This window comes from Pedobacter folensis (assembly GCF_056490665.1).
This window is the reverse complement of sequence record NZ_JBWJIF010000004.1, coordinates 542292-564406: the sequence shown is the minus strand read 5'-3', so window position 1 is coordinate 564406 and position 22115 is coordinate 542292. Positions and strand designations below refer to the sequence as shown.

The window sequence follows — 22115 nt, the reverse complement described above, 5'->3', positions numbered from 1 at the left end:
CCTCAAGCTAATGCAATGAGGCTTAATAATAGGAGCGTATAATTAATGTAAATCGTTATAGTTGATGATTTTAACAGCTGGGTTTTTGGCTAAAATTTCTTCCATCCATTTGCGGTGAGATGCGCCAACACCGACTACAATCCTTTTGGCTTTTTTTGCCTTTGCCTGATCGATAATATTTTTACACATTCCTTCGTTTCTTAAAGTCCATTGTGCAATCATCTCTTTCACCGTTTCGGTAGGGAAACCCGCATAGCCATAAAAGTGACGGCCACCATAAAAATTCATAGATTCATCCAGTACGCCGTATCTTAACGTATTCATGCCAGCATATGGATCGGCATTAAAAACCTTTGATTCTTCATCACTATAGCTCCAGTATTTTTCCAGTGCTTTAACGGTAAGGGCCTCTGGTGAAGTGGTATCGGCCTTGGCTTTATTGATCAGGATTTTGTATAACGAATCAGTCCTGGCCCAGGCTTCGCTCCATGGTTTATCGTAAGTCTGGCAATCCATATTGTAAATCTGATCTTGCTTCAACTGATAAATAAGTGGGAAATAGATTTTAGTATATTCACTCCCGGTTCTATAAAAACCAACTTTTTTTAATGAATCTATGCTGCCGAACATTTTGGTGTATTCAGCCTGTTCTTCTTTGCCAAAGCTTTCTTTCATATAATTCTCGAGTACAAAAATCTGGTAATCGGCATTTCCCCTGTCCCAGCTTTTAGCATAGTGAACAGCTAAATTCATTCTGGTTTTATGGTAATAAGGGAATGAGGCGAGTGCTTTTTGGTCTTTTTTAATTTGTGCATCAATATTTTTCGGAGATGCCGGATTTAATTTTTCTAAATAATCATGTCCTTTTCTAAATGATTTTTTAGCCCAGTTGCTTTCTTCCAGTTTGGCATAATCACTCTGGGGCAGGTATTCGCCAAAAACCATATCAGGTTTAAAGTTTTTAAGTTTATCAATGATCGCCTGAAAGTTTTGTGCCGATTTGGAGTTGTCGTGCGAAGAGCCTAATATAACAATCTCCATGGGGTTCTGGGCATTCGATTTAACTGCAGTTGCAATTAACAATAAAAATGCAAGACTAAGTTTTGGGATGGTTTTCATAATGAATCGTTTTTGTTGATTCAAAGATGATTATACAGGCTTGATTGCTATATTTAATTATCCCAAAGGCCTGTAATATTATCCCAACCGGTGAAAAAGGAATCCAACCCTTGGGTGTTCGACATTAAAGGTTTGAATCGAGATTTAAAGTTCCCTTATCAAACAGAGGCTATTCCATCAATTTTTGATTGAACGCAACAATTAATTTAAACAGATCCTGGTATTCGGTAAGTGGTAAAGTTTCTGGTTTATCGAACACATCGTGATAGGCAGTGGGACCGCCCTGTGTGTAAATGAAGAATGCAGGGACACCTTTTTCGGTAAAGAAATAATGATCGCTGTTGGCGGCTTTACCTCTCTGGTTTATTTTGGAGATATATTGATTTTCATTGTTGATGGCGTTGAGCATGGCAAATGCTTTAGGATAAACAGATGCGTTAACTACCGTCATTCCAGCCTCGCCCGTGCCAACTAAATCCAGGTTGATCAGAAATTTTATTTTGCTTAAAGGAACCAAAGGGTTTTCTACAAAATATCTCGATCCCAATAATCCGGCTTCTTCAGCTGCAAAACAGATAAAACCAATAGAATAGGCCTGGGGATGTGCGGCATAATATTTGGCGAGACTCAATAAAGTGGCTACCCCGGCAGCATTATCATTTGCACCAGGGAAATAGGTATCAGCACCCATTCCGCCCAAATGATCGTAATGTGCAGTAATGATTAAAAGAGAATCAGGAAATTTAGTGCCCTTAACTAAACCGCAAACATTGGCAGCCTGAAAATCGGGAATGAATTTATTTTCGATGTCGACGCTAATTGTTTTCGGTATTGCTGTTAAACGCTTTTTATTGATCTGAATCGTGGTTAAATCGCCGACTTCTGTTGCTACAGACCAGGTTAATTTGTCTTTTAACAAAATATTTAATGATGGCGAAGCCTGATAATGAAGGCTATCCATCTTGTTTAAAATTGCTTTTTGTTTAATACCAGGGCCTTCGTTATTCACAATGAAATCGTTACCGGGGATGAGTTTTTGGCCGTTAATGGCCACCATCATTTTTCCTGGAAAAGTATTTACAGGGAAATTAAAAACCTGTTTATAATTTGCTCCCATCGGCAATAGACCGATTTTCTGATAAGCTTCTGCAAGGTATGTTGCAGATTTTTTCATCCCATCTCGGGTATAACCCCTGCCCCAAAATTCTTTTGATGTCAGGGTGTTAATGATATTTCTGGTATAAGTAGAATCTTGGGCGAAAGTATTGATTGCTAAAAAAAGGAAGATGATGAAGCCAAATTTTTTCATCCCGAAATTTAATAAATTAAATTGGACAACAACCTTACGGTTTTTAAACGGTATAACCTTGATACACCTACAATTTAGATGGTCAATTTTTTTGTAAATAAAGGTTCGGTGTGCTTCGTTTACGAAAGTCCTGCTATCGCTTCAAGTCCTCACTCGTGCCTCGTTCCGGGCTTTCCGCTTTATCAGGTTTATTTAACTTGGGCCTGTAGTTCTTAAGTTTAAAGATGAAGCTAGTCAAAGCCGTAAGAGTATTTTATTATTGTAAATCTGCGTTAGGGATTGTAAGGGTTCTGTGCCGGTTTTCACCGGTACCGGAGCGCAGCGCAGCCCTGAAAAGCCCGACCCTTTCCCGTATTTCACGGGATTGGGGAACGCCCATATCATTATGTAACTAATAAGTAAAAGGTTAAAATGGCTCTTGCTTATCGCTTGTAAGGTTTAAGTAAAAAATGGTTGATAGTTAACAGACCATTGCTATTAACCATCAACCATTCATTATAAAAACAATTGTTTTACTTTACCAGATAAGGCTGTAAAGCAGTTTTAATTTTTTCTTTATTCTGGTTTGCTGACCATTTTTCTTTAATAGATTGATCGCCCAGGTTAAAAAGGGTTTCGTACAGCAATTTGCCGTTGGCCATGGTTTGTACTTTAAATGTATTTTGTGAGCCAATAATATCAGCCCAAACGCCACGTACATCTGCCCAATAAGTTTGCTGGCTGGCCCACCATTTTTGTGCATATGCAAAAGTTTTAGGATCTATTTTCGTAAATTCCTCATAACCTTTTTCAACAGCTAAAAGTTTATCGCCACTGGCCGAACGCACAATTTTTTTATTGTCCTGCTCAAACATCCAACCATTTTTAGTGATGGTAATTCTGCTGCCGCGGTTTAATACATTGTAATCTTTACGCACAGTAGATTCTCTTCTTGGTAGTGGAGAGTCGGTTTCGCTCGACCATGAATCATGACCGCCAACATGGCTCCAGGTTCCGTAGCCCTGGTAACGTGGACTATCATCAACCTGATAAACTTTTTGCGTCCATTTTCCTTTCACATCAGCCGGAGTTAAATTGCCCTTTTTCCACGCATTACCTTCGGTATAAAGCATAATGTTGGTATCTTCATACGTCCAGTCCTGGCGCCAGTGTTTAATAACCGTGGTATCGTTAATGGCCAGCATGTGCTGAATCACAATTCTTTTAGGTTCATCTACAATAATCTCTGCCCATTCGTTGCCGTGGCTTTCGTAAGGCTTGCTGAATTTGTAACTTGGATCTGGGGCGGTAATTTCACCATAGTTGAAGTTTACTTCATAAAAACCAGCTAAAGATTTTATTGCTTTTCTATCCTTTTCTAGTTTTTCTTCGGGAGTGTCTGCTTTTGTTTGTGCATGAGCATTAAGGGTGATTAAACCGCTCAATACTAAAATTAGGTTTAAAAATTTCATTTTTATGATTAATTAGGGTGTATTTAGTTTTCCGCCACTGCGGTATTTTTTTTCTTTTTTCCTTTTCCCCACCAGATAATAAATCCGGTTATGGGTAAACTTGCTGCGATTAAACTGGCAAAAAAGGCCATTATTTTTCCGGTTAATCCTAAAATGGCCCCAACGTGGATATCGTAGTTCATGCCAATTACCGTTTCACCACCATTTTTTTCTGATTGGTTTGTTCTATGCAATAACTTACCCGAGTATTGATCGAACTGGATCACATCATAATTCCAATAGGTTTCTTCACCCCGATAACCTGTGGCATAGATGGTTGCTGTACCAGGTGCTGCCGGCGACATCCCAATGCGGTCTTCGTTTTTAAAGATCTTTTTGGCCTGATCAAAAGCAATATCGAATGGAATGGCTTTAATGCTTTTTGTTGAATCTGATTTTACCTCTACCACTTTGGGTGGCGTAGTGCTTCCTGATGCCACCACATAAACTGCCCCCTGGAACCATTGGAATGCCCAAACCAAACCTGTTAACGCCAGCATTAAACAAATCAGCATGACATAAAAGCCCAGCACATTGTGCATGTCGTAATTAATGCGTTTAAATTTGGCCTTCCATTTTACTTTAAAACTCTTATCGAAATTCGATTTTTTGAGGTTTTTCGGCCACCACATGACCATGCCTGAAATGAGCAGGAATACAAAAATGAAAGTCGACCAACCGATGATCTGCTGGCCAATGGGATGATTGATCAGTAAACTCCAGTGGATCATTTTAACTACGGCAAAAAACTCATATTTATGGTCGGCAACCAGGGTTACTTTTCCTGTATATGGGTTTACCAATACGAGATCGTAATAATCAACTGAATCGAAATACCAGAAGGCTTTAGGGTCGCCGGCCTTATAAGTGCCAAATTCCCAGGCTCTTCCCGGTGTCTTGTATGTAGAAATAAAGCTGATTTTCTTTTGATTCCCCAATGCTTTTTCGGCATTGGTTTGTAGTAAACTTAGTGGTAAGGTTTTAGGATTTGAAGGAACATCAACAAAATAGGCTTTGCGGTGAATCAGTTCAGTAATTTCTTTTTGAAAAACGTACATGCATCCTGTAACGCCTAACATCAATACAATTAATCCTGATGCAATGCCCAGCCACAGGTGCAGCCAGTCGCTGATCCGTCTTAGTCGCGATTTCTTGTTTTTTGATTTGGTTGATGTTTTTGTTAGTGCCATTAGCAAAGTGGTATGAATAAAAGAACCAATTAGCCTTTTTTAAGACTAATTGGCTTTAAATTTTTATAAAAATTTACGACTACTTAACTGCAGTAGTATAAGTGACTAAATGCCAAACTTTATCGTAATCTTTTCCATTTAATTTTCCGGGCGTTTTATCTTCTGTAAAGGCTTCCAGAAAATAATTTCCTTTTTGTTCTGGTTTGAAAGTGAATTTTCCTTCTGCATCGGTTTCAGCAGGTTGTGCTTTTCTTTCAGCATTTACAACCGTTAACTTTTGTTTTGCAAAAGGAGCTTTGTTGTAAATTACCTGATGAACTGAAGTTTCACCCACTTTTAAAGCATGTTTATCCGGTCTGATGGTTAATGCTGCAGTTGCAGGGAAAGCCGTGTTTACTTTTGCATTTCCTACTGCCACATCTGCAAAGGCATAATATTCAATTTTAGCTTTTTCATAAATGTCAGCAACTTCATGAACTACAGAAAGTTTATAGGTGCCATCCTGATCAGGAGTGAAACTTGTTTTAAAAAAACGTACATCCGGAGCTGTGGTTAAAACCTTAGTTGTTCCGTTTGGAGCGGTTAACACCAGGCTGAATTGTTTTAAATTGCTAAACCATTTTGCGGCTGAGTCAGGTTCGTTGCTCTCGTATTCTCCGAAGAAAACTTTCACTTCCTGTGCTTGTCCTTTTTTACCTGTTGAGGCTGTTTCTATCCATAAAGCATGTGCAAATGCGCTCGAAATGCTAAAGGCTAGAAAGAAAAATAATAATGAGATTTTAGTTTTCATGTTTTCTGGGTTGGGTTTTAAAACCAGGAGAAATTGATCTGATCCAATTGCTCCTGATTGATTTAATTAAAATTTATAGGCTACGCTTACTCTGTAGTTTCTTGGTGCTTCGGCTTGCCATGAGTAGACTGGTAAATCGTAGGTTGGAGCATTCCAGTAATTGGTATAATACGCACCACTATACAAATACTTGTCTAAAATGTTAAATACATTGGCGGTTATTTTTATTTTTTTATGCGACCAGAATAAGCCTCCATCCAGTTTAAAATAATCAGGAAGATTTTCGTTGGCGTTTTCTCCGCTGTATGTTCCTACTGCTCTACCAGCCAGGTATGTAAAACCTCCAGAAATCCCTGCACCTTTAAGCAGACCATTCTGTAATGAATAGGTTAACCATGCATTCGTGGTATGTTTTGAAAAACCTGGTACGACCTGACCTACAAAAACGCCTTCAACTCCATCTGCTACCTTTGTTACCTTGGCATCGGTATAGGCATAGTTTGCAATTAAGTTTAATCCTTTGGCCAATTCACCACGGATATCAAACTCTATACCTTGTGCTCTTTTTTCGCCAATTACAATACTGAAAGTTTCTCCCGCCTTGTTAAGTGGATCTCCGGTAATCTCATTCTGTTTGGTAATTCTATAAACGGATAGGGTGGTGTTCCAACGGCCGTCAAACCAGTCTTTTTTGATGCCCAATTCTTTGTTGTTACCGGTAATGGGTTTTGCGGTGCCACCATCCCGGAAAAAGCCGGTCTGTGGGGTAAAAGCTTCATCGTAAACCGCATAAACAGAAGTGTTTTTATCAACCGATACGCTTAAGCCAACCCTTGGGGTTACGTGTTTGGCTTTATCAGGTGAACCACCCCAGGCCGATTGACTTACATAAGTGTAACGACCAGCAAGGGTTAAACGAACAATATTATTGAAAAAGCCTAATTCATCCTGAACATAACCGCTTAAGTATTTTTGATCCATTAAACCTCCTGCTGCAATAGCCCTTTGTTCTAATGGAGTAACACGGTCAAAGTTTGGATAACCGTTTGACGGGAAGCCATAATTGGGATTGTATAAATTAAATGGAGAACTGGCGAGATCTAAATCGTGAGACTGACCCCAATCGGCCATATAATTTTTCTTGCCACCATCAAAACCAGCTAAAATGCGGTGTACAATGCCACCTGTTTTAACCGTTCCATTCACAAATAACTGAGCTAATTTCATGCTGCTTTCAGCATCCCATATCCCAACATTACGAATAATGGTACCATTTGGATATACTGCTGATGGCCATGAGCTTGTGCCATTTTGTAAATATTTATAATAAGCTGCCTGTGCAGTTAATTTCCAATTCTGACCTAGTTGTTGTGTTAAGTTCAATGTTACACTATGGTCGTTGATTCGGTTAGGCTGTACGCCAGGTTGTGTTAAAGTAAACTCCCTTGGTAAGCTGGCATACCCGGCAGTATTAAAAATATAATAAGAACCTACCTCAGTCATTTTTGCATTTTGCAAAGTATACTCTGCTGTTAGCTTGGTGCCCGGTGTTATTTGATAACTTAATACGGGAGCAAAACTGTAGCGGTCATTTTGTTCGAATGGTCTGAACGATCCCTTATTTTGTGCAGCTGCATTTAACCTGAATAAGAATTTACCATCAGCTGTTAGTTTGTGGTCAAGGTCAATTGTTGTACGGTATAAATCGAAGCTTCCGGCAGTAAACGAAACCTCGCCCTGGTTTAAACCGGTAGGTTTTTTGGTCACCACGTTATACATCCCGCTTGGATCGCCATTGCCCAGCATAAATCCGGCAGGACCTTTAACAAACTCAATATGATCAACAAAGCTCATGTCTTCGGTTAATGGCCCCCAGTAAGATGAAACCACATTGAACCCATTACGCATGGCCTGGATTTGCGATCCGCGCATTAAAATATTGGTGTACATATCTCCCCAGTGTTCAAGGCGAACTGCACCACTTACATTTCTAATCAAGCCATCGCTCATGCTAATGATCTGCTGGTCTTTAAGGATTCCACTACTTACAATTTGAATGTTTTGTGGCGCCTCTAACAATGGTTCGTTTAACCTGAGTGTAGCAGAGGGTAAGCTTACTTTGTATTTTTGATTGATACCCGCTATTGTAATTTCCTCCAGCGCCTGATCATTTTCTTTCAATATGAAATCGATAATTTTAGTCTCACCTGCAACAATCGTAATGCTTTTTTCTGAGGCGTCGATACCAACTGCAGAAGCTTTAATTGTATAAGTTCCGGCTTTAACACGGTTTATGGTGTATAAGCCATTATCATCTGATGTAGTGCCTTGACCCTTGCCCTTTAACCCAATTGAAATAAAGGCCGCTGGTTTTCCATTAGAAGTGCTAATCTTTCCCTTTATTGTTCCAAATTGTTGCGCAAATGAAAATAAGCTAAAGAGAGAGCATAAGAACGTTAAGCTAATGGGTTTAATTTTATTCATTTTTTAATATTTATTGTTGTTTTTAATTAGAATTTGTAGGTAACGCTGCCGGTAACAGTTCTCAGGTCTTGAGGATTCATGGTGCTGTAACCTGTCCAGTATTTTTGGTTGGTAAAGTTGTCTACTTTGGCTCCGATTCTGAATCTTGAATGATCGTAAAATACCGAGGCATTGAAAACCTTATAAGCAGGTAATATAAATACCCCCTGGCTTACACTATTTACAATTTTGTTGTCGCTTGCATAATTACCACCTGCGCCTAATCCAAAACCCTTAAGCGAGCCGGCATTGAATTTATAACTGATCCATAAGTTTGCTGAGTATGGCGCTGCTGAATAAGCATCTCTTCTGCCTTCTACATCTGGCGATGCATTTTCTAAATGGTTATCGTTATAAGCGAAACCTGCAATAATATTTAAACCGTCAACAGGGTTTGCAATAACTTCAGCTTCGATACCTTTGCTAATTTTATTGCCATCCTGAATTTGTGCATTAGGATTACTGGCATCTTGGTTATAGCCCCTAACAATGTCTTTAACTTTAATATAGTAGTAAGATACAGCGCCTGTTAATTTTCCATTAAAGATGTTCGTTTTAACACCACCTTCAATTTGGTTCGCCTGCTCGGCTTTAAAAGTATCACCTTTATAATCGATACCATTAACATTGTTAAAACCATTCTGGTAATTGGCAAATAATGATAACTGATCTTTAATCGGCTGAAATACCAAACCGAATTTTGGAGAAAAAACGGTTTGTTTGTAAGCACCTTTTGGAGCTGAACCTGCACGGTCAGAGTTACCTTTGTTATCAAACCGGTCTACTCTTAAAGCGGCCAGGGCAATTAACCTGTCTGTTAAGTTAATTACATCAGAAACATAAGCACTGTAGGTATTGGTTTTAAAGTTATACGGATATTTAGGAACATTAGGAAGTGCAGCATAAAATGCGGCCAGATTATGTTCCGTAAAGTCATTGTAATTTGCACCTGTTCCGTTTTTATTGGTTATATCAAAAGTATCGATCGAATAAAATAGCTGATCGGAGTTTTGACGTAAATAATCCAGACCTAAAACCATTCTGTTTTTTACCGAACCTAAGTTGAAAGTGCCATTAAAATTTTGTTGTACCTCGTAGGTAAAAACCTTACTGTTATCGGTTGATTGATCTGCTCTGGATAAAACTTCGGCACCTGGTGCGGCAGCAGGATTAAAATAGCTGTTTGGTACCAGGAACAAATATGTGCCACGGCCATTAGAGAAACTATAATTGCTTGAAAAACTGGTGTGCGAAGACCAATTATCGTTAAACTTATAATTAGCCTGTGCGAAGAAGTTAGAACTATTGTATTTCTGCTTCATCGCGTCTCCCGTAAAGGATTTGTCGTAAGCTATTCCAGCTTGGTCTGCCCTGTCAAAACCCAGTTGTGCAACCGGGAAATAGAAGAAAACAAAAGGTTTTAGGGTGCTTGTACCATTGGCAATTTCTGCATCGAAAACAAAGTCTAATTTATCGTTTACTTTATATGATAAGCTCGGCGCAATGAAGAAACCTTTGTCAAACACATTCTCCTGAAAAGAACCTTTATAATTATATGAAGTATTTAATCGGGCATAAATGTGGTTATCTTTATCAACAGGAAAATTGAAATCGGTACTAACCCTGTTAAAATCGTAGCTGCCTGTCGAAAAACTTACCGCGCCTCCGGTTCCTTCAAAAGGTTTTTTGGTAATACGGTTAATTAAACCACCATATGAGGTTAATGTACTACCAAATAATGTAGCAGATGGGCCTTTAATAAACTCAACATTTTCTAAGTTAGCGGCATCGTTACGGCCGGTTACGTTACCAGCAATTCCGTTTCTCAGTTTCGCCTGTACAATAAAACCTCTTGATGCGTAATAAGCACCACCATCGCCACCCCGTGAAGTTGATTCCCACATTTTTTGAATACCAGTGGCATTACGGGCTGCATCATCAACCGAAAACACAAGCTGATCGGCCATTGTTTCTTTCGTAATTGTGGTATATACCTGCGGGTTTTCTAAGTTATTAAGTGGCATTTTCGAAACAAATTCACTTTTCTTAGCGATATACTTATTTACGCCCTGGTTAATATTTACTTCATTAAGTTGGTTTGAATTTTGGTTGATTACAAAATCAACAGTTTTGTGCTCACCAGCGGTAATCGTCACTGGTTTGTCTATGTTTTGGATACCAACAGCCGATACCCTTAAGATATATGATCCTGGTTTAACCCGCTGGATTTCGAAAATACCCTTTTCGTTAGTTACATTTCCCAGACCTTTTCCTTTTAAACCTACTGAAATATAAGCTGCTGGTTTACCGTCGGAAGTGGTAACGGTACCACTTATGGTCGCAAACTGCTGGGCAAAGGAGAGTAGACTGGTAAAAGTTAAAAGAAACGTTATACTGAAAAGTCTGATTTTAAGCATGATAATATTTATTTGGATTAATTCTAAACAGCTGCAAAATAACGGTAGAAAAACGTATTATCCAAATTATTTTGAATTATTCTAAATAGATAAATTTGAGGCCTGTATCTGGGTGTTATATTTCTCTTTTTGGATAAAAAGAAACGAATTACTTTAACGTTTTAGTCGATATTTTATCCGTGTTTAAGCGCATTTTTTTACAACTAAACTTTTGGTAGAATTTCTCCAAATTTAATTTGGTGATGGGTAAGAATATGAGCTTATTTAGTGAAATGAGCCGTTTTGAGCAGTTAGCGGTAGATTATTAATTACAAATGTCATTTTTTGTGAAACAAAATATGGTATATCGACCAGTTTTTAGGTTAAAATATGGTTCCTTTTGATCAAAAAAAAATTAAAATCTGAGTAAAAATATTGATACTTTTAGTTTGTAATAAAACCTAACTAACTAAATCATCAATGGAAAAAACTTCTACAAGACATTGCTATGTGAAATTTTTAGCGGCAACTTTTTTTTATTTGCTCATTCCCTGGCTCGCTTTTGCGCAGAAAACAATCAAAGGAACCGTTTTAGATCAGAATCAAAGCCCCATCCCCGGGGTATCTATATTAGAAAAAGGGACAAAAAATGGTACATCAACTAATGCCGAGGGTAAATATGTACTGACCATACAAAACGAGAAGGCCGTTATCGTCGCCAGAATAGTAGGTTTCCTGCCGGTAGAAAAACCGCTTAATGGAAACAGTACTTTAAACTTTACGCTGGCTGATGACAATAAGATGCTGGATGAGGTGGTACTTATTGGCTATCAGAAAATTACAAGGAAGAAAACAACGGCTTCCATTTCCAGTATTTCGGGAAAAGAACTGGCCAATTTACCAGCATCAAGTTTCGATCAATTGTTACAGGGTAGGCTTTCGGGTGTAAATGTTCAAAATTTTACAGGTCAGCCCGGCGTATCTCCATCTGTATCGGTAAGGGGTAACTCTACAGCGAGCACCAGCTACGATCAGTATAATACGATACGATCACCTTTATATGTGGTGGATGGAATACCGCAGTCGTCAGATGATTTTGTGCCGCCTGGAACAGGAACCGGTACTAACTATTTAGCGGGTATCAATCCGAATGATATTGAATCGATAGATGTATTAAAAGATGCATCGGCTGCGGCTATTTATGGCTCGAGGGCAGCTAATGGTGTAATCTTAATCACCACAAAAAAAGGAACAGGCGGCGAAACTAAAGTTAGCCTGAGTTCTTATGTAGGTTTTGTGCAAAGGCCGGATTTAAGAGAGGCAACCATCGGTGCTACAGAACGCAGACAAAAGATGGAAGTTTTACAAAGACAGCTTACCTACGACCAAAGAAGACAGCTACCTTATATACTTACGGATAGTTTAAACCCGGCTTTTAACGGAAATACCGATTGGCAGGATCTGTTTTATCAGGTAGGTAAGATTAATGACAACAATTTAAGTTTAACCGGTGGCGGAGAAAATGGGATGACCTATCGTTTTAGCGGAGGCTATTATAACGAACAGGGTATTATCAAAGGGACCGGATTTAAACGTTACAGTAGCAGGCTTAACTTGTCATCAAGGGCATTGAACAAAAAATTGATGATCAATCCACAGTTTTATTACTCAAGGGCTGATCGGGCCAGGGGAAATGAGGATCCTGACGATCCTTCGAAACCTACCAAAATAGGCTCGGGTAATTTACCTTCTTCTCTGCTTAATTTGTCACCAGAGAAACTCGACTTTTTTGTAAATCCCAATAGCGAAAACCTGGATAAAAACATCAGTAACCAGTTTGGGGTAAACCTAAATTTATCTTATGAGTTTAATAAACACTTTACACTAAATTCTCAGTCATCTTACACGGCAGATAATGCACGTAGGGATGCGAGTATTAGTAGTTTATTAAATAATGGTTTTGGTAATAGCTCTACCAGCTTTTCTTCAAGTGCAATGGGTTTGAGGACTTCCAATTATTTGAATTATACCGGTTCCATACAAAAACACTCATTCACAGCTGTTGTTGGACAGGACATAGAGTACAGTCAGTATCAAAATACACAGGCTGCCGGATTTGGGGGCGCTTCTGATAATATTCAGGTGGTCACCGGCTTTCAACAAGCCAATATCAGTGCATTATCGCAATATAGGGCCCATGGTTTAATTGCCTATTACGGACGTTTTAATTACGATTATGCGGAGAAATATTTGTTATCTGCAACCATAAGAACCGATGGTTCATCAGGTTTTGGTGAGAATAACAAATGGGGCGTGTTTCCATCGCTATCTTTAGGCTGGATCTTGTCTGAAGAAAATTTCATGAAAAACATCACCAATAATCCATTTACACTGGTAAAAATCAGGGGTAGTTATGGTGCAACAGGTAATGAGGATTTAAGAAATGCTTACGTGCAGTATAATAAGTATGTTGTTAATAATGGTGTTTTCGAAGGCAATGGCGGATCAACGTCATACAACGGCGTTACCTCAATAACACCAAACTTTGTTAACGGGGTAGCCCAAAAAGACCTAAGCTGGGAGAAATCTACCCAATGGAACATTGGTACCGATATCGAGATACAGAATGGAAAATATGCATTCTCATTTGATGTGTATAATAAAGAGGTTAAGGAGAAATTATTTAATGTAGACTTGCCTGCTACTTCAGGTTACGACGTTGCTTATACCAATGCGTTTTCGGTACGTAATGCGGGTATGGAACTTACTTTTACCGCAAACCCAATTAATAAAAAGATTAAATGGTATACCTCATTTAATATCTCTTACAACAAGAATCAGATCATGAGTTTGCCAAACGGCGGTAGAGATATCATTTTGAGTGGCGATAGATTTGATAAAACACATATTTTATCGGTGGGCAGCCCTATTAATGCATTCTATCTTTATCAAACCAGGGGGGTGTTTTCGAGAACTTCAGATATTCCGCAGAACCCTTTCACCGGCGAGCGATATAGGAATAGCAACGGTACCTTTAACGAAGGAGATTTTTACCTGGCTGATTTAGATGGCGATTATTTCGTTGATATTTTTAATGATGGTATTAACCCGGATAAGATGCCAATTGGAGATCCAAATCCTCGTTTTACAGGTGGTTTTACCAATAACCTAAGTTATAAAAATTTCACACTTGGTATTTTTACCACCTTTACCTTTAAAAGAGATGTACTCAATTTATTCGATTCCGATCGTTTTGCAAACTCTCAGGATGGAAATGCTGTAGCTAATTTTGCTAATTTTTCTACGCCAGATCTGGATCGGTTGAATATCTGGAGAAGTGCAGGCGATAATGCAGAATATGCCAAGTACGATTTAGGTACTTACAGATATTATTATACAGGAGCACAAACTTTCTTCTTAGAAAAAGGTGGTTATTTAAGAATAAAAAGTATAAACCTTGGCTACGATCTTAATGCAAGCACATTAAAGAAACTGGGCTTAGGTCAATTTAAAATATTTGCCGTAGTAGATAACGTATGGATGTTCCAGCAATCTAAAAAACTACCAGATGCAGAGGCTGTAAATGGGTATGGCGAGTATAATGGAAACGGATATCCGATTCCGAAAAAATATACTTTAGGTGTTCAAGTTCAATTTTAATATCATCAATAATGAAAAATATAATTACAAAACTCAGCATATTAAGTACTGTAATCATTATAGTTACCACCAGTGCCTGTAAAAAATTACTTTACGAAGAACCCAAAGATGCACCATATGAGCAAACATTTTGGAAAACAGCCAAAGATGTAAGGAGTGCCATGGCTGGTAATTATGCGATGTTCCGTAGCGCTATTACCAATAAAAGTAACCGGTATTTCATGTATGGAGATGCAATCGCCAAAAATTATTTTACCATCCAATATACAGGAGATGGCCTGGAAGGTATACAGAATGGCGATTTTACCTTTCAGTACAACTTAAATAGCCTGGCAAATTATACGTTATATTATAAAAGCATTGCCATGTCTAATCTCATTTTGCAAAAAGCAGCTGGCATGAGCAATTCTCAATTGTCTTCTGAAGATGATCCTGCCGAATTTAGAAATAATATTATGGGACAGGCCTACTTTCTAAGAGCATTGAGTTATTTTATGATGGTTAGGGTTTGGGGCGATGTACCTGTTGTAACCGAAGCCTATGAAGATCCGATTAATGCACCTCAATTGCCTAGAACATCGAAAGCAGAAGTGATGAAACTGATTGAGAGCGATTGCCATAAAGCCATTAATTTGTTAAGCTGGAACTATGCCAACAGTGGCGATGCAAAAGTGACAGCCAATAAAGGATCTGGTTATGCACTTTTAGCTCATTTATTTTTGTGGCGCGCTACTATGTCGAATGTAGCATCAGATGCACCAAATATGGTTGACGTGAATAGTGCCGATACCACCATTAACACCTTAATTAGTCGTGGAGGTTATACATTAACAGATACTGCAAATTATAAAAACACCTTTATAGGCCGTTCTTCAGAAGGTATTTTTGAGATCAACATCAGCGAGAATACCCTTGAAGGCTCAAATAGTTCGGTGGGTGGATTTTTCTTAAACGAATCTTATATCGTTGGAAACGGTAATAACCCAAGGTATTTTGTAGTGCCGAGGTATTTAGATGATCATTTTTACACGACTACCGATATCAGGTATAAAAAAGGGTTTGATTTAACCATACCAGAAAAACCAGCGTCTTTAAAATACAGTAATGTAACCTATCGAAACCCAGGGCAAAAATTAAATCCTTATTTAAGCAATAACATCATCATATTCCGTTTAGCTGATATGAGGTTGTTAAAAGCCGAAATTGCACTGTATAAAGGAGATGCGGCTACTGCAACAACTATTATTAACACGTTTAGAACAAGAAACGACCCTAATCCTGTTTTGGTAGATCCTGGCTTAACCGTAGATGAGGTGATGGATGAATACATTATAGAGCGCGGAAGAGAAATGTTTTTAGAAGGGCACCTGTTTTATGATTTATTGAGAACCAGAAGGTATGGATTCCTTGTAGACTGGCTTCCGGTAGAAAGATTTAGAAAAGAGGGCTTTTATTGGCCGGTAGATCCTGCTCTGTTTAGGAATAATCCATATTTAAAACAAACCACCTATTGGTTGGGTAAAGTGTAAATAAATTAATCTTTAGATTAAAAATCATGAAAAATAATATTTTAATATATATAGCTATAGTCGTAGTCGCTTTCTCGGCATGTAAAAAAGACGACTATAAGCGCGATGGAGGGCCCAGCAACGCCTACGTGGATATGACTACCTACGATTACTTAAAATCTAACCGGAATTTTGATTCTTTGGTTAAAGTAATCGATAAAGCTGGTTTAAAAGATGCGGTAAATGGAAATGTAACTTTCTTTGCCACCACTAATTATAGTGTTGCCGATTATGTAAAGGCAAAGAAAAACCAAAAGGCTATTGAAACCGGAAATGAAAATATTAATTTCGGAATAAAGGATATTCCTGCTCAGGAGCTTAGCGATTCGTTGAAGACCTATCTTTTTGCCGGAAAAATTGATAGAGATCAGATTACTTTGGGAGGCAAACTATACAACAGTGCACTCGGTGTAATTCCCAATGTTCAGTATTTAATCAAATTCAGACGTTCTTTTGAATATGGGCAGTATGTAAATTACGTAGATTATGTTACCTATACCAAGGTAATTGGTACACGTGATGACAAAGAACCTAATCAGGATGCAATACCCGAAGATCAAAAAGACAAAGCGGTAGACGTCCAGACTTCTGGCATTATCACAAAAACAGGGGTAGTTCATGTTTTAAGTGGAAATCATAGGTTGTTCTTTAATGGGCAGCCACTAGGGAATTAAATCATAAATTATTTAAATTATGAAAATTAAATATATTTTGGGCATACTATTCTTGTTGAGTATTTATGCCTGTTCAAAAATTGAGAATGGTTTTCAAAGTGACTCCATTCGCTATAAAGACAACGATATTTTTGCTAAAAGAGGCTTAATACTTTTCCAGTCTGACAGGATTAACGCAGATGGTTCAACACCACCTTATACCTTTAAAATGTTAAACCTGAGAAAAGAAGATGGTTCTCCGGCGCCGGCTGAGTTTTCTAAAGAATACGAAATTCTGGTGTTCAAGGAAGGTACAAGTTTTAATGCCGAAACTGATGTAACTGTTGAGCTGCTGAACAAGAAAAGAGAATTGGTGAAAAAATTACCAATGTATTTTAACGAAAATAGCGGGCAGCTAACTTTTAACAGGGCATCGGCTAATTTACCTTTGGGCAGATATGTGTTTGATGTTGAAATGACCAATCGTACAGGCACAAAACTTTTCCCTAAAATGGCCACCATAAATGTTGTAGATCCTATTGGGGAAGATTTATTCGTGATCACAGATAATGTTTCTAACGGCTTTAATGATGTTACAGGTGTAGCCACGCCGATGAAAAATCCAATCATTACCTGTACCAAAATATCTAACCAGGGAGCAAGGGCCATTTTAAAGATGGTTGATAAAAATGGTAAAGTTTTTAATCCTAAGGCAGGAGAAATTATAGCAAGGGGAGATAGGCCAATTTTTGAAAACTATGCTAAATTCAACCCGGTTATTCAAACTGATACCGCTATGATCTGCGATTTTGAGGTAGCACCGTTTCCTTTAACAAAATATGTTACACCAACTACCGATTGGGGTTTCTTAATGTATTACAGGATACCGAGCACCTTTGTAAAGTCAATAGATGGCTTTCCGGCATCACCAGGTTTTTCTGTAAATCCAAGATGGTCGTGGCAGTTAAAATTAGAGGGAACTTATGTCATCCAGGTGAAATTTACTGATGTGGTCAAAAAATAATTCAAGAAGAGGGCTATGTCATTAATGGCCTCTTCCTGAATTGTAAATATAAAAAAGGGCAATTTTCATATCGAAAATTGCCCTTTTTATGCATCAATATTTTAATGCGATTATTTGATCAATATAGCCTGCAAACTTAAAGGACGTTCAGTTTCATTTGCTGGTGTTACCAAACCGCCACAAATAAAGTCATAATGATAACCCGCCGTAAAAGTAGTGCTGGCAGAAGTAGCTTTAACAGTTCCCGATGAAGTTTCTTTTGCATCCAATGTATAAGTTCCTGCATCTACAGCAATAAAACCACTTGCACTTTTATAGGCTTTATTGGTAGCCAGCATGGTGGTGGCGCTGGTTTTTGCCAGGTCTAAAGCAGGTGCATCAGGTGATAAGTTGATAAAACGGATATAAGCTTTATCCGTTGATGGAATAGAAAGATCATCACCAATGGTATAGGTATCTAATGCAGCAGGTTTGTTAATTAAATAAGAAGAATAATAAGTGCCCGCATTTAAGGTAAGGGTTTTGGTTAACAAACTCTCTGTACTGCTGGCGGTAGTAAATTTTAAACTGTAGCTGCCTGCGGGATAAGAAAGATAGGCAGCGGAGCCACCGAATGGTAAAGCTGCCGAATTAACTATGCTCCCGTTAAAGTAAGCATTGTAGGTAGCCAAAGAAGGTGATGCATTGATTACCCTTAAATAAGATATGGTAGGATCGGCAGTTTCGGTTTTTTTACAGGAAGTTAATGCTGTAAAAGCGATTAGAACAAATAAAGTGATCGATTTGAAATGAAATGGCGTAAAATTCTTCATACAGTTAAAATTTTGATTTAATATTTAAGGAGTATCCATAAAACGATAGCCAGATCGCATTCGCTACAGACGTACAAATATTGGGGTTAAACCGTATTGCAGGATGTTAAATGATGTTAAGCAGATGTTAAAGTTTATCGCGTTTTTTTAACAATGTTAAAATTGGTAACTGTACCAATAGCCAAACAATACATTACCCGAAAATTTTTAAAAGCCATTAGCTGCCCAAATCCTCGTTTAAGTCAGATTAATTCAATAAAATGGAAAGCTTAACATAAAAAAAATGACGATATTATTGTGTAACTCGATTTTTATTTAAACCTTTGCACCTCAATAGAGTTAAAGCCGTTTTAATACGCAAGAAATGATTAAACAAATTTTATATAAACTTTCTGTTTCCTCAGCACAAAATGTGTCTGGGAAAGGTTTGTTTATTAATCATTTTCAGCCCGTATTTTATTATCCCACAAGCCGGCAAAATTTCACTCCACGTATTTAGTACCCACACTAAACGTAACGAGGAATTGATCCTCTCTAAAAACCCAATTAACAAGAATACTTATAATTTTTCGTTAGAAAACGAATGGATATTAACGAATTTATAGTGCAGGTTGCACTTCCTGAACATCGTGTATTTGCCGAAGAAATAGTAACAGAGATGGCTGAATCGGCAAAAGCTCGTGGAACAGGCATTGCTAAGCGTTCGCCGGAATATATTTCTAATAAAATGCAGGAGGGCAAATCGGTTATTGCTTTCCACAAGGATGGTTCCTGGGCGGGATTTTGCTATATAGAAACCTGGAGCCACGGACAGTTTGTGGCCAATAGTGGTTTGGTGGTAAGCCCTAAATACCGCAAAGCGGGATTAGCAAAGGCCATTAAAAATGAAATTTTCGGTTTGTCGAGAAAGTTGTACCCAAAAGCGAAAATATTTGGTCTAACCACTGGCTTGGCCGTCATGAAAATCAATTCTGATTTAGGCTATGAACCTGTAACCTACAGCGAACTTACCCAGGATGAAGAATTTTGGAAAGGCTGCCAAAGCTGCGTAAACTTCGAAATCTTAAAAATGAAGGAACGCAAAAACTGTATGTGTACAGCTATGCTTTACGATCCGGCTGAGAAAAAACACGAAGTAGCCAAGCAATTTGCCGAAGAACTGCAAAAGAAACCCAAATTATACGAGCGCTTTATGCGCATTAAACAGCGCTTAGTTGTTAAACCTAAGCCAAAAAATGGCTTAAAAGCCCTTTTATTTTTATTTACCTTTTTATTTAAATAGCATGAAAAAAGTTGTTTTAGCATTTAGCGGAGGCTTAGATACCTCATTTTGTTGTATTTACCTGGCACAAGATCGTGGATTAGAAGTTCATTCAGTAATCGTAAATACTGGCGGTTTTTCTGATGAAGAATTACAGGAAATTGAGAAAAGAGCATATGCTTTAGGCGTAAAATCGCATGCTGTTGTAGATGAAACTGAAAGTTACTATGAGGGTTGTATTAAATACCTGGTATTTGGTAATGTATTAAAAAATGCCACTTACCCATTATCGGTAAGTGCAGAACGCGTTAGTCAGGCAACTGCTATTGCCAATTATGTTAAAAAAATCGGTGCAGATTACGTAGCTCATGGAAGTACTGGTGCAGGTAACGATCAGGTACGTTTTGATATGATCTTTAATATTCTTATTCCTGAGGTTGAAATCATTACGCCAATTAGAGATTTAAAATTATCCCGCGAAGCGGAAATAGAATATTTAGCACAACATGGTGTAGAATATAGTGCCGAAAAAGCAAGATATTCGATCAATAAAGGTTTATGGGGAACTTCGGTAGGAGGAAAGGAAACTTTAACCTCACGCGAAACCTTACCAGAAAGCGCCTGGCCAACCCAGGTTTCAGAAACAGAATCGCGTAAGGTAGAATTAACCTTCGAAAAAGGTGAACTGGTTGCCATTGATGGCGAAAAATTGGCACCTGTTAGGGCCATTCAAAAATTACAGGCCATTGCTCAGCCTTTTGGTATCGGTAGAGATATCCACGTAGGTGATACCATTATTGGTATTAAAGGCCGTGTTGGGTTTGAGGCGGCTGGTCCCATTCTCATTATTAAAGCGCACCACACTTTAGAAAAACACACCTTAACCAAGTGGCAGTTAAGCTGGAAAGAGCAACTATCATCTTTTTATGGCAACTGGTTGCACGAAGGTCAGTTCCACGATCCGATTATGCGGAATATCGAGGCCTTTTTAGCCGATACACAAAAATTTGTGAGCGGTAAGGTGTTTGTAGAGTTGTTACCATATCGTTTCCAGATTATCGGAATTGAATCTAACCATGATTTAATGAGCAATAAATTTGGTAGCTATGGCGAAATGAACAATGCCTGGAGCGGAGAAGATGTTAAAGGTTTCTCAAAAATATTTGGTAACCAGGTAATGATCTGGCATAAAGTAAATAACGAGGCATAACCTCGGAGGTTTGAGGTATAAGGTTGAAGGCGTAAAGTTAAAGCGCCCAAACCTTAAACCTCGAGCTTAAAACCCTAAACCTTTTTAAATATGAAAATTAAAGCAGGAATAATTGGTGGTGCGGGTTACACAGGTGGCGAAATGCTACGTATTTTGGTTAACCACCCCAATGTTGAAATTGCTTTCGTAAATAGCACAAGTAACGCCGGAAACTTAATTTCCGATGTACATACTGATTTAATCGGCGATACGGATTTAAGATTCGTAAGTGATATTCCGCAAGATATCGATGTTTTGTTTTTATGCGTTGGCCATGGCGATGCCAAAAAGTTTTTGGCTGCAAATCCAATTAATGATAACATTAAAATCATCGATCTTTCTCAGGATTTCAGGTTGCATGCAAATGCTAGCTTTTCGACCAAAGACTTTGTTTACGGATTACCTGAGCTGAATCGCGATAAAATTAAGGCAACTAAAAATATTGCTAACCCTGGCTGTTTTGCAACTTGCATTCAGTTGGGCTTATTGCCATTGGCTGCTAAAGGATTGATTCAAAATGAGGTTCATATTAATGCAACTACGGGATCAACAGGTGCGGGACAGAGTTTATCTACCACTTCGCATTTCAGCTGGAGAAACAATAATCTTTCCATCTACAAGGCATTTGAACACCAGCATTTGAATGAGATTAGCGAAAGTTTATTGCAGTTGCAACCATCCATTTCTGAAGCTTTAAATTTTATCCCACAGCGTGGAGCATTTACCAGAGGTATTTTAGCTGCCATGTACCTGGAAAGTGATTTGAGTTTAGAAGAAGCACAAAATATTTACGAAACCTATTATAGTGCGCATCCTTTTACGCATGTAAGCCGGAAAAACATCGATCTAAAACAGGTTGTGAACACCAATAAGGCATTGGTACACCTAGAAAAACATGGTGGTAAATTATTTATCATCAGTATTATTGATAACCTGTTAAAAGGTGCCAGCGGACAAGCAGTTCAGAATATGAATTTAATGTTCGGTCTGGATGAAACAGCAGGACTGCGTTTAAAAGCCGCCTATTTTTAATTATGGTGGAGGGTGTAAGGTTTAAGGCGTAAGGTAAAG

15 protein-coding genes are annotated in these 22115 nt (G+C 38.3%); 7 read left to right on the top strand and 8 right to left on the bottom strand.

The window, feature by feature from the left end:
• Window positions 1-42: 42 nt before the first annotated feature.
• The 7 genes from AC04QZ_RS22065 to AC04QZ_RS22035 form a co-directional block, all read right to left on the bottom strand.
• Complete coding sequence (locus AC04QZ_RS22065; protein ID WP_478359496.1) at window positions 43-1119, bottom strand: DUF5694 domain-containing protein; 1077 nt, start codon at window positions 1117-1119, stop codon at window positions 43-45.
• 169 nt (window positions 1120-1288) lie between these two features.
• Window positions 1289-2428 (bottom strand): M28 family metallopeptidase, encoded by a 1140-nt coding sequence (locus AC04QZ_RS22060; RefSeq protein ID WP_478359495.1) that lies wholly within the window; start codon window positions 2426-2428, stop codon window positions 1289-1291.
• Window positions 2429-2940: 512 nt separating this feature from the next.
• Complete coding sequence (locus tag AC04QZ_RS22055; protein ID WP_478359494.1) at window positions 2941-3879, bottom strand: DUF6607 family protein; 939 nt, start codon at window positions 3877-3879, stop codon at window positions 2941-2943.
• Between the two features lie 23 nt (window positions 3880-3902).
• Entirely contained in the window at window positions 3903-5108 is a 1206-nt protein-coding gene (locus AC04QZ_RS22050; RefSeq protein ID WP_478359493.1) for a PepSY-associated TM helix domain-containing protein, read from the bottom strand.
• Between the two features lie 79 nt (window positions 5109-5187).
• Window positions 5188-5898, bottom strand: coding sequence for a DUF4198 domain-containing protein (locus AC04QZ_RS22045; RefSeq protein WP_478359492.1), 711 nt, complete (start codon window positions 5896-5898; stop codon window positions 5188-5190).
• Between the two features lie 66 nt (window positions 5899-5964).
• A complete protein-coding gene (locus AC04QZ_RS22040; RefSeq protein ID WP_478359491.1) occupies window positions 5965-8382 on the bottom strand; it encodes a TonB-dependent siderophore receptor in 2418 nt (805 codons plus the stop codon).
• Between the two features lie 26 nt (window positions 8383-8408).
• A complete protein-coding gene (locus AC04QZ_RS22035; protein WP_478359490.1) occupies window positions 8409-10838 on the bottom strand; it encodes a TonB-dependent receptor domain-containing protein in 2430 nt (809 codons plus the stop codon).
• Window positions 10839-11297: 459 nt separating this feature from the next.
• On the opposite strand from AC04QZ_RS22035, the gene AC04QZ_RS22030 reads away from it, so the two are divergent.
• The 4 genes from AC04QZ_RS22030 to AC04QZ_RS22015 are packed head-to-tail and all read left to right on the top strand — an operon-like array spanning window position 11298 to window position 17722.
• Window positions 11298-14477 (top strand): SusC/RagA family TonB-linked outer membrane protein, encoded by a 3180-nt coding sequence (locus AC04QZ_RS22030; protein ID WP_478359489.1) that lies wholly within the window; start codon window positions 11298-11300, stop codon window positions 14475-14477.
• An 11-nt stretch (window positions 14478-14488) separates the two neighbouring features.
• A complete protein-coding gene (locus AC04QZ_RS22025; RefSeq protein WP_086548021.1) occupies window positions 14489-16006 on the top strand; it encodes a RagB/SusD family nutrient uptake outer membrane protein in 1518 nt (505 codons plus the stop codon).
• Window positions 16007-16032: 26 nt separating this feature from the next.
• A complete protein-coding gene (locus AC04QZ_RS22020) occupies window positions 16033-16719 on the top strand; it encodes a hypothetical protein (protein ID WP_478359488.1) in 687 nt (228 codons plus the stop codon).
• 19 nt (window positions 16720-16738) lie between these two features.
• Window positions 16739-17722, top strand: coding sequence for a DUF5007 domain-containing protein (locus AC04QZ_RS22015; protein ID WP_086548019.1), 984 nt, complete (start codon window positions 16739-16741; stop codon window positions 17720-17722).
• 110 nt (window positions 17723-17832) lie between these two features.
• Here the strand turns inward: AC04QZ_RS22015 and AC04QZ_RS22010 are convergent, their stop codons facing one another.
• Window positions 17833-18534: a DUF4397 domain-containing protein gene (locus tag AC04QZ_RS22010; RefSeq protein WP_478359487.1), complete on the bottom strand. Its 702-nt coding sequence runs from the start codon at window positions 18532-18534 to the stop codon at window positions 17833-17835.
• Between the two features lie 583 nt (window positions 18535-19117).
• Here AC04QZ_RS22010 and AC04QZ_RS22005 point away from each other — a divergent pair.
• The 3 genes from AC04QZ_RS22005 to argC all read left to right on the top strand — a co-directional run bounded on the left by AC04QZ_RS22005 (window position 19118) and on the right by argC (window position 22076).
• On the top strand, window positions 19118-19816 hold the full coding sequence (locus AC04QZ_RS22005; protein WP_057931816.1) for an N-acetyltransferase: 699 nt from the start codon (window positions 19118-19120) through the stop codon (window positions 19814-19816).
• Between the two features lies 1 nt (window position 19817).
• Window positions 19818-21005, top strand: coding sequence for an argininosuccinate synthase (gene argG / locus AC04QZ_RS22000; protein ID WP_478359486.1), 1188 nt, complete (start codon window positions 19818-19820; stop codon window positions 21003-21005).
• A 90-nt stretch (window positions 21006-21095) separates the two neighbouring features.
• Entirely contained in the window at window positions 21096-22076 is a 981-nt protein-coding gene (argC, locus tag AC04QZ_RS21995; RefSeq protein ID WP_478359485.1) for an N-acetyl-gamma-glutamyl-phosphate reductase, read from the top strand.
• The last annotated feature ends 39 nt before the right edge of the window (window positions 22077-22115 follow it).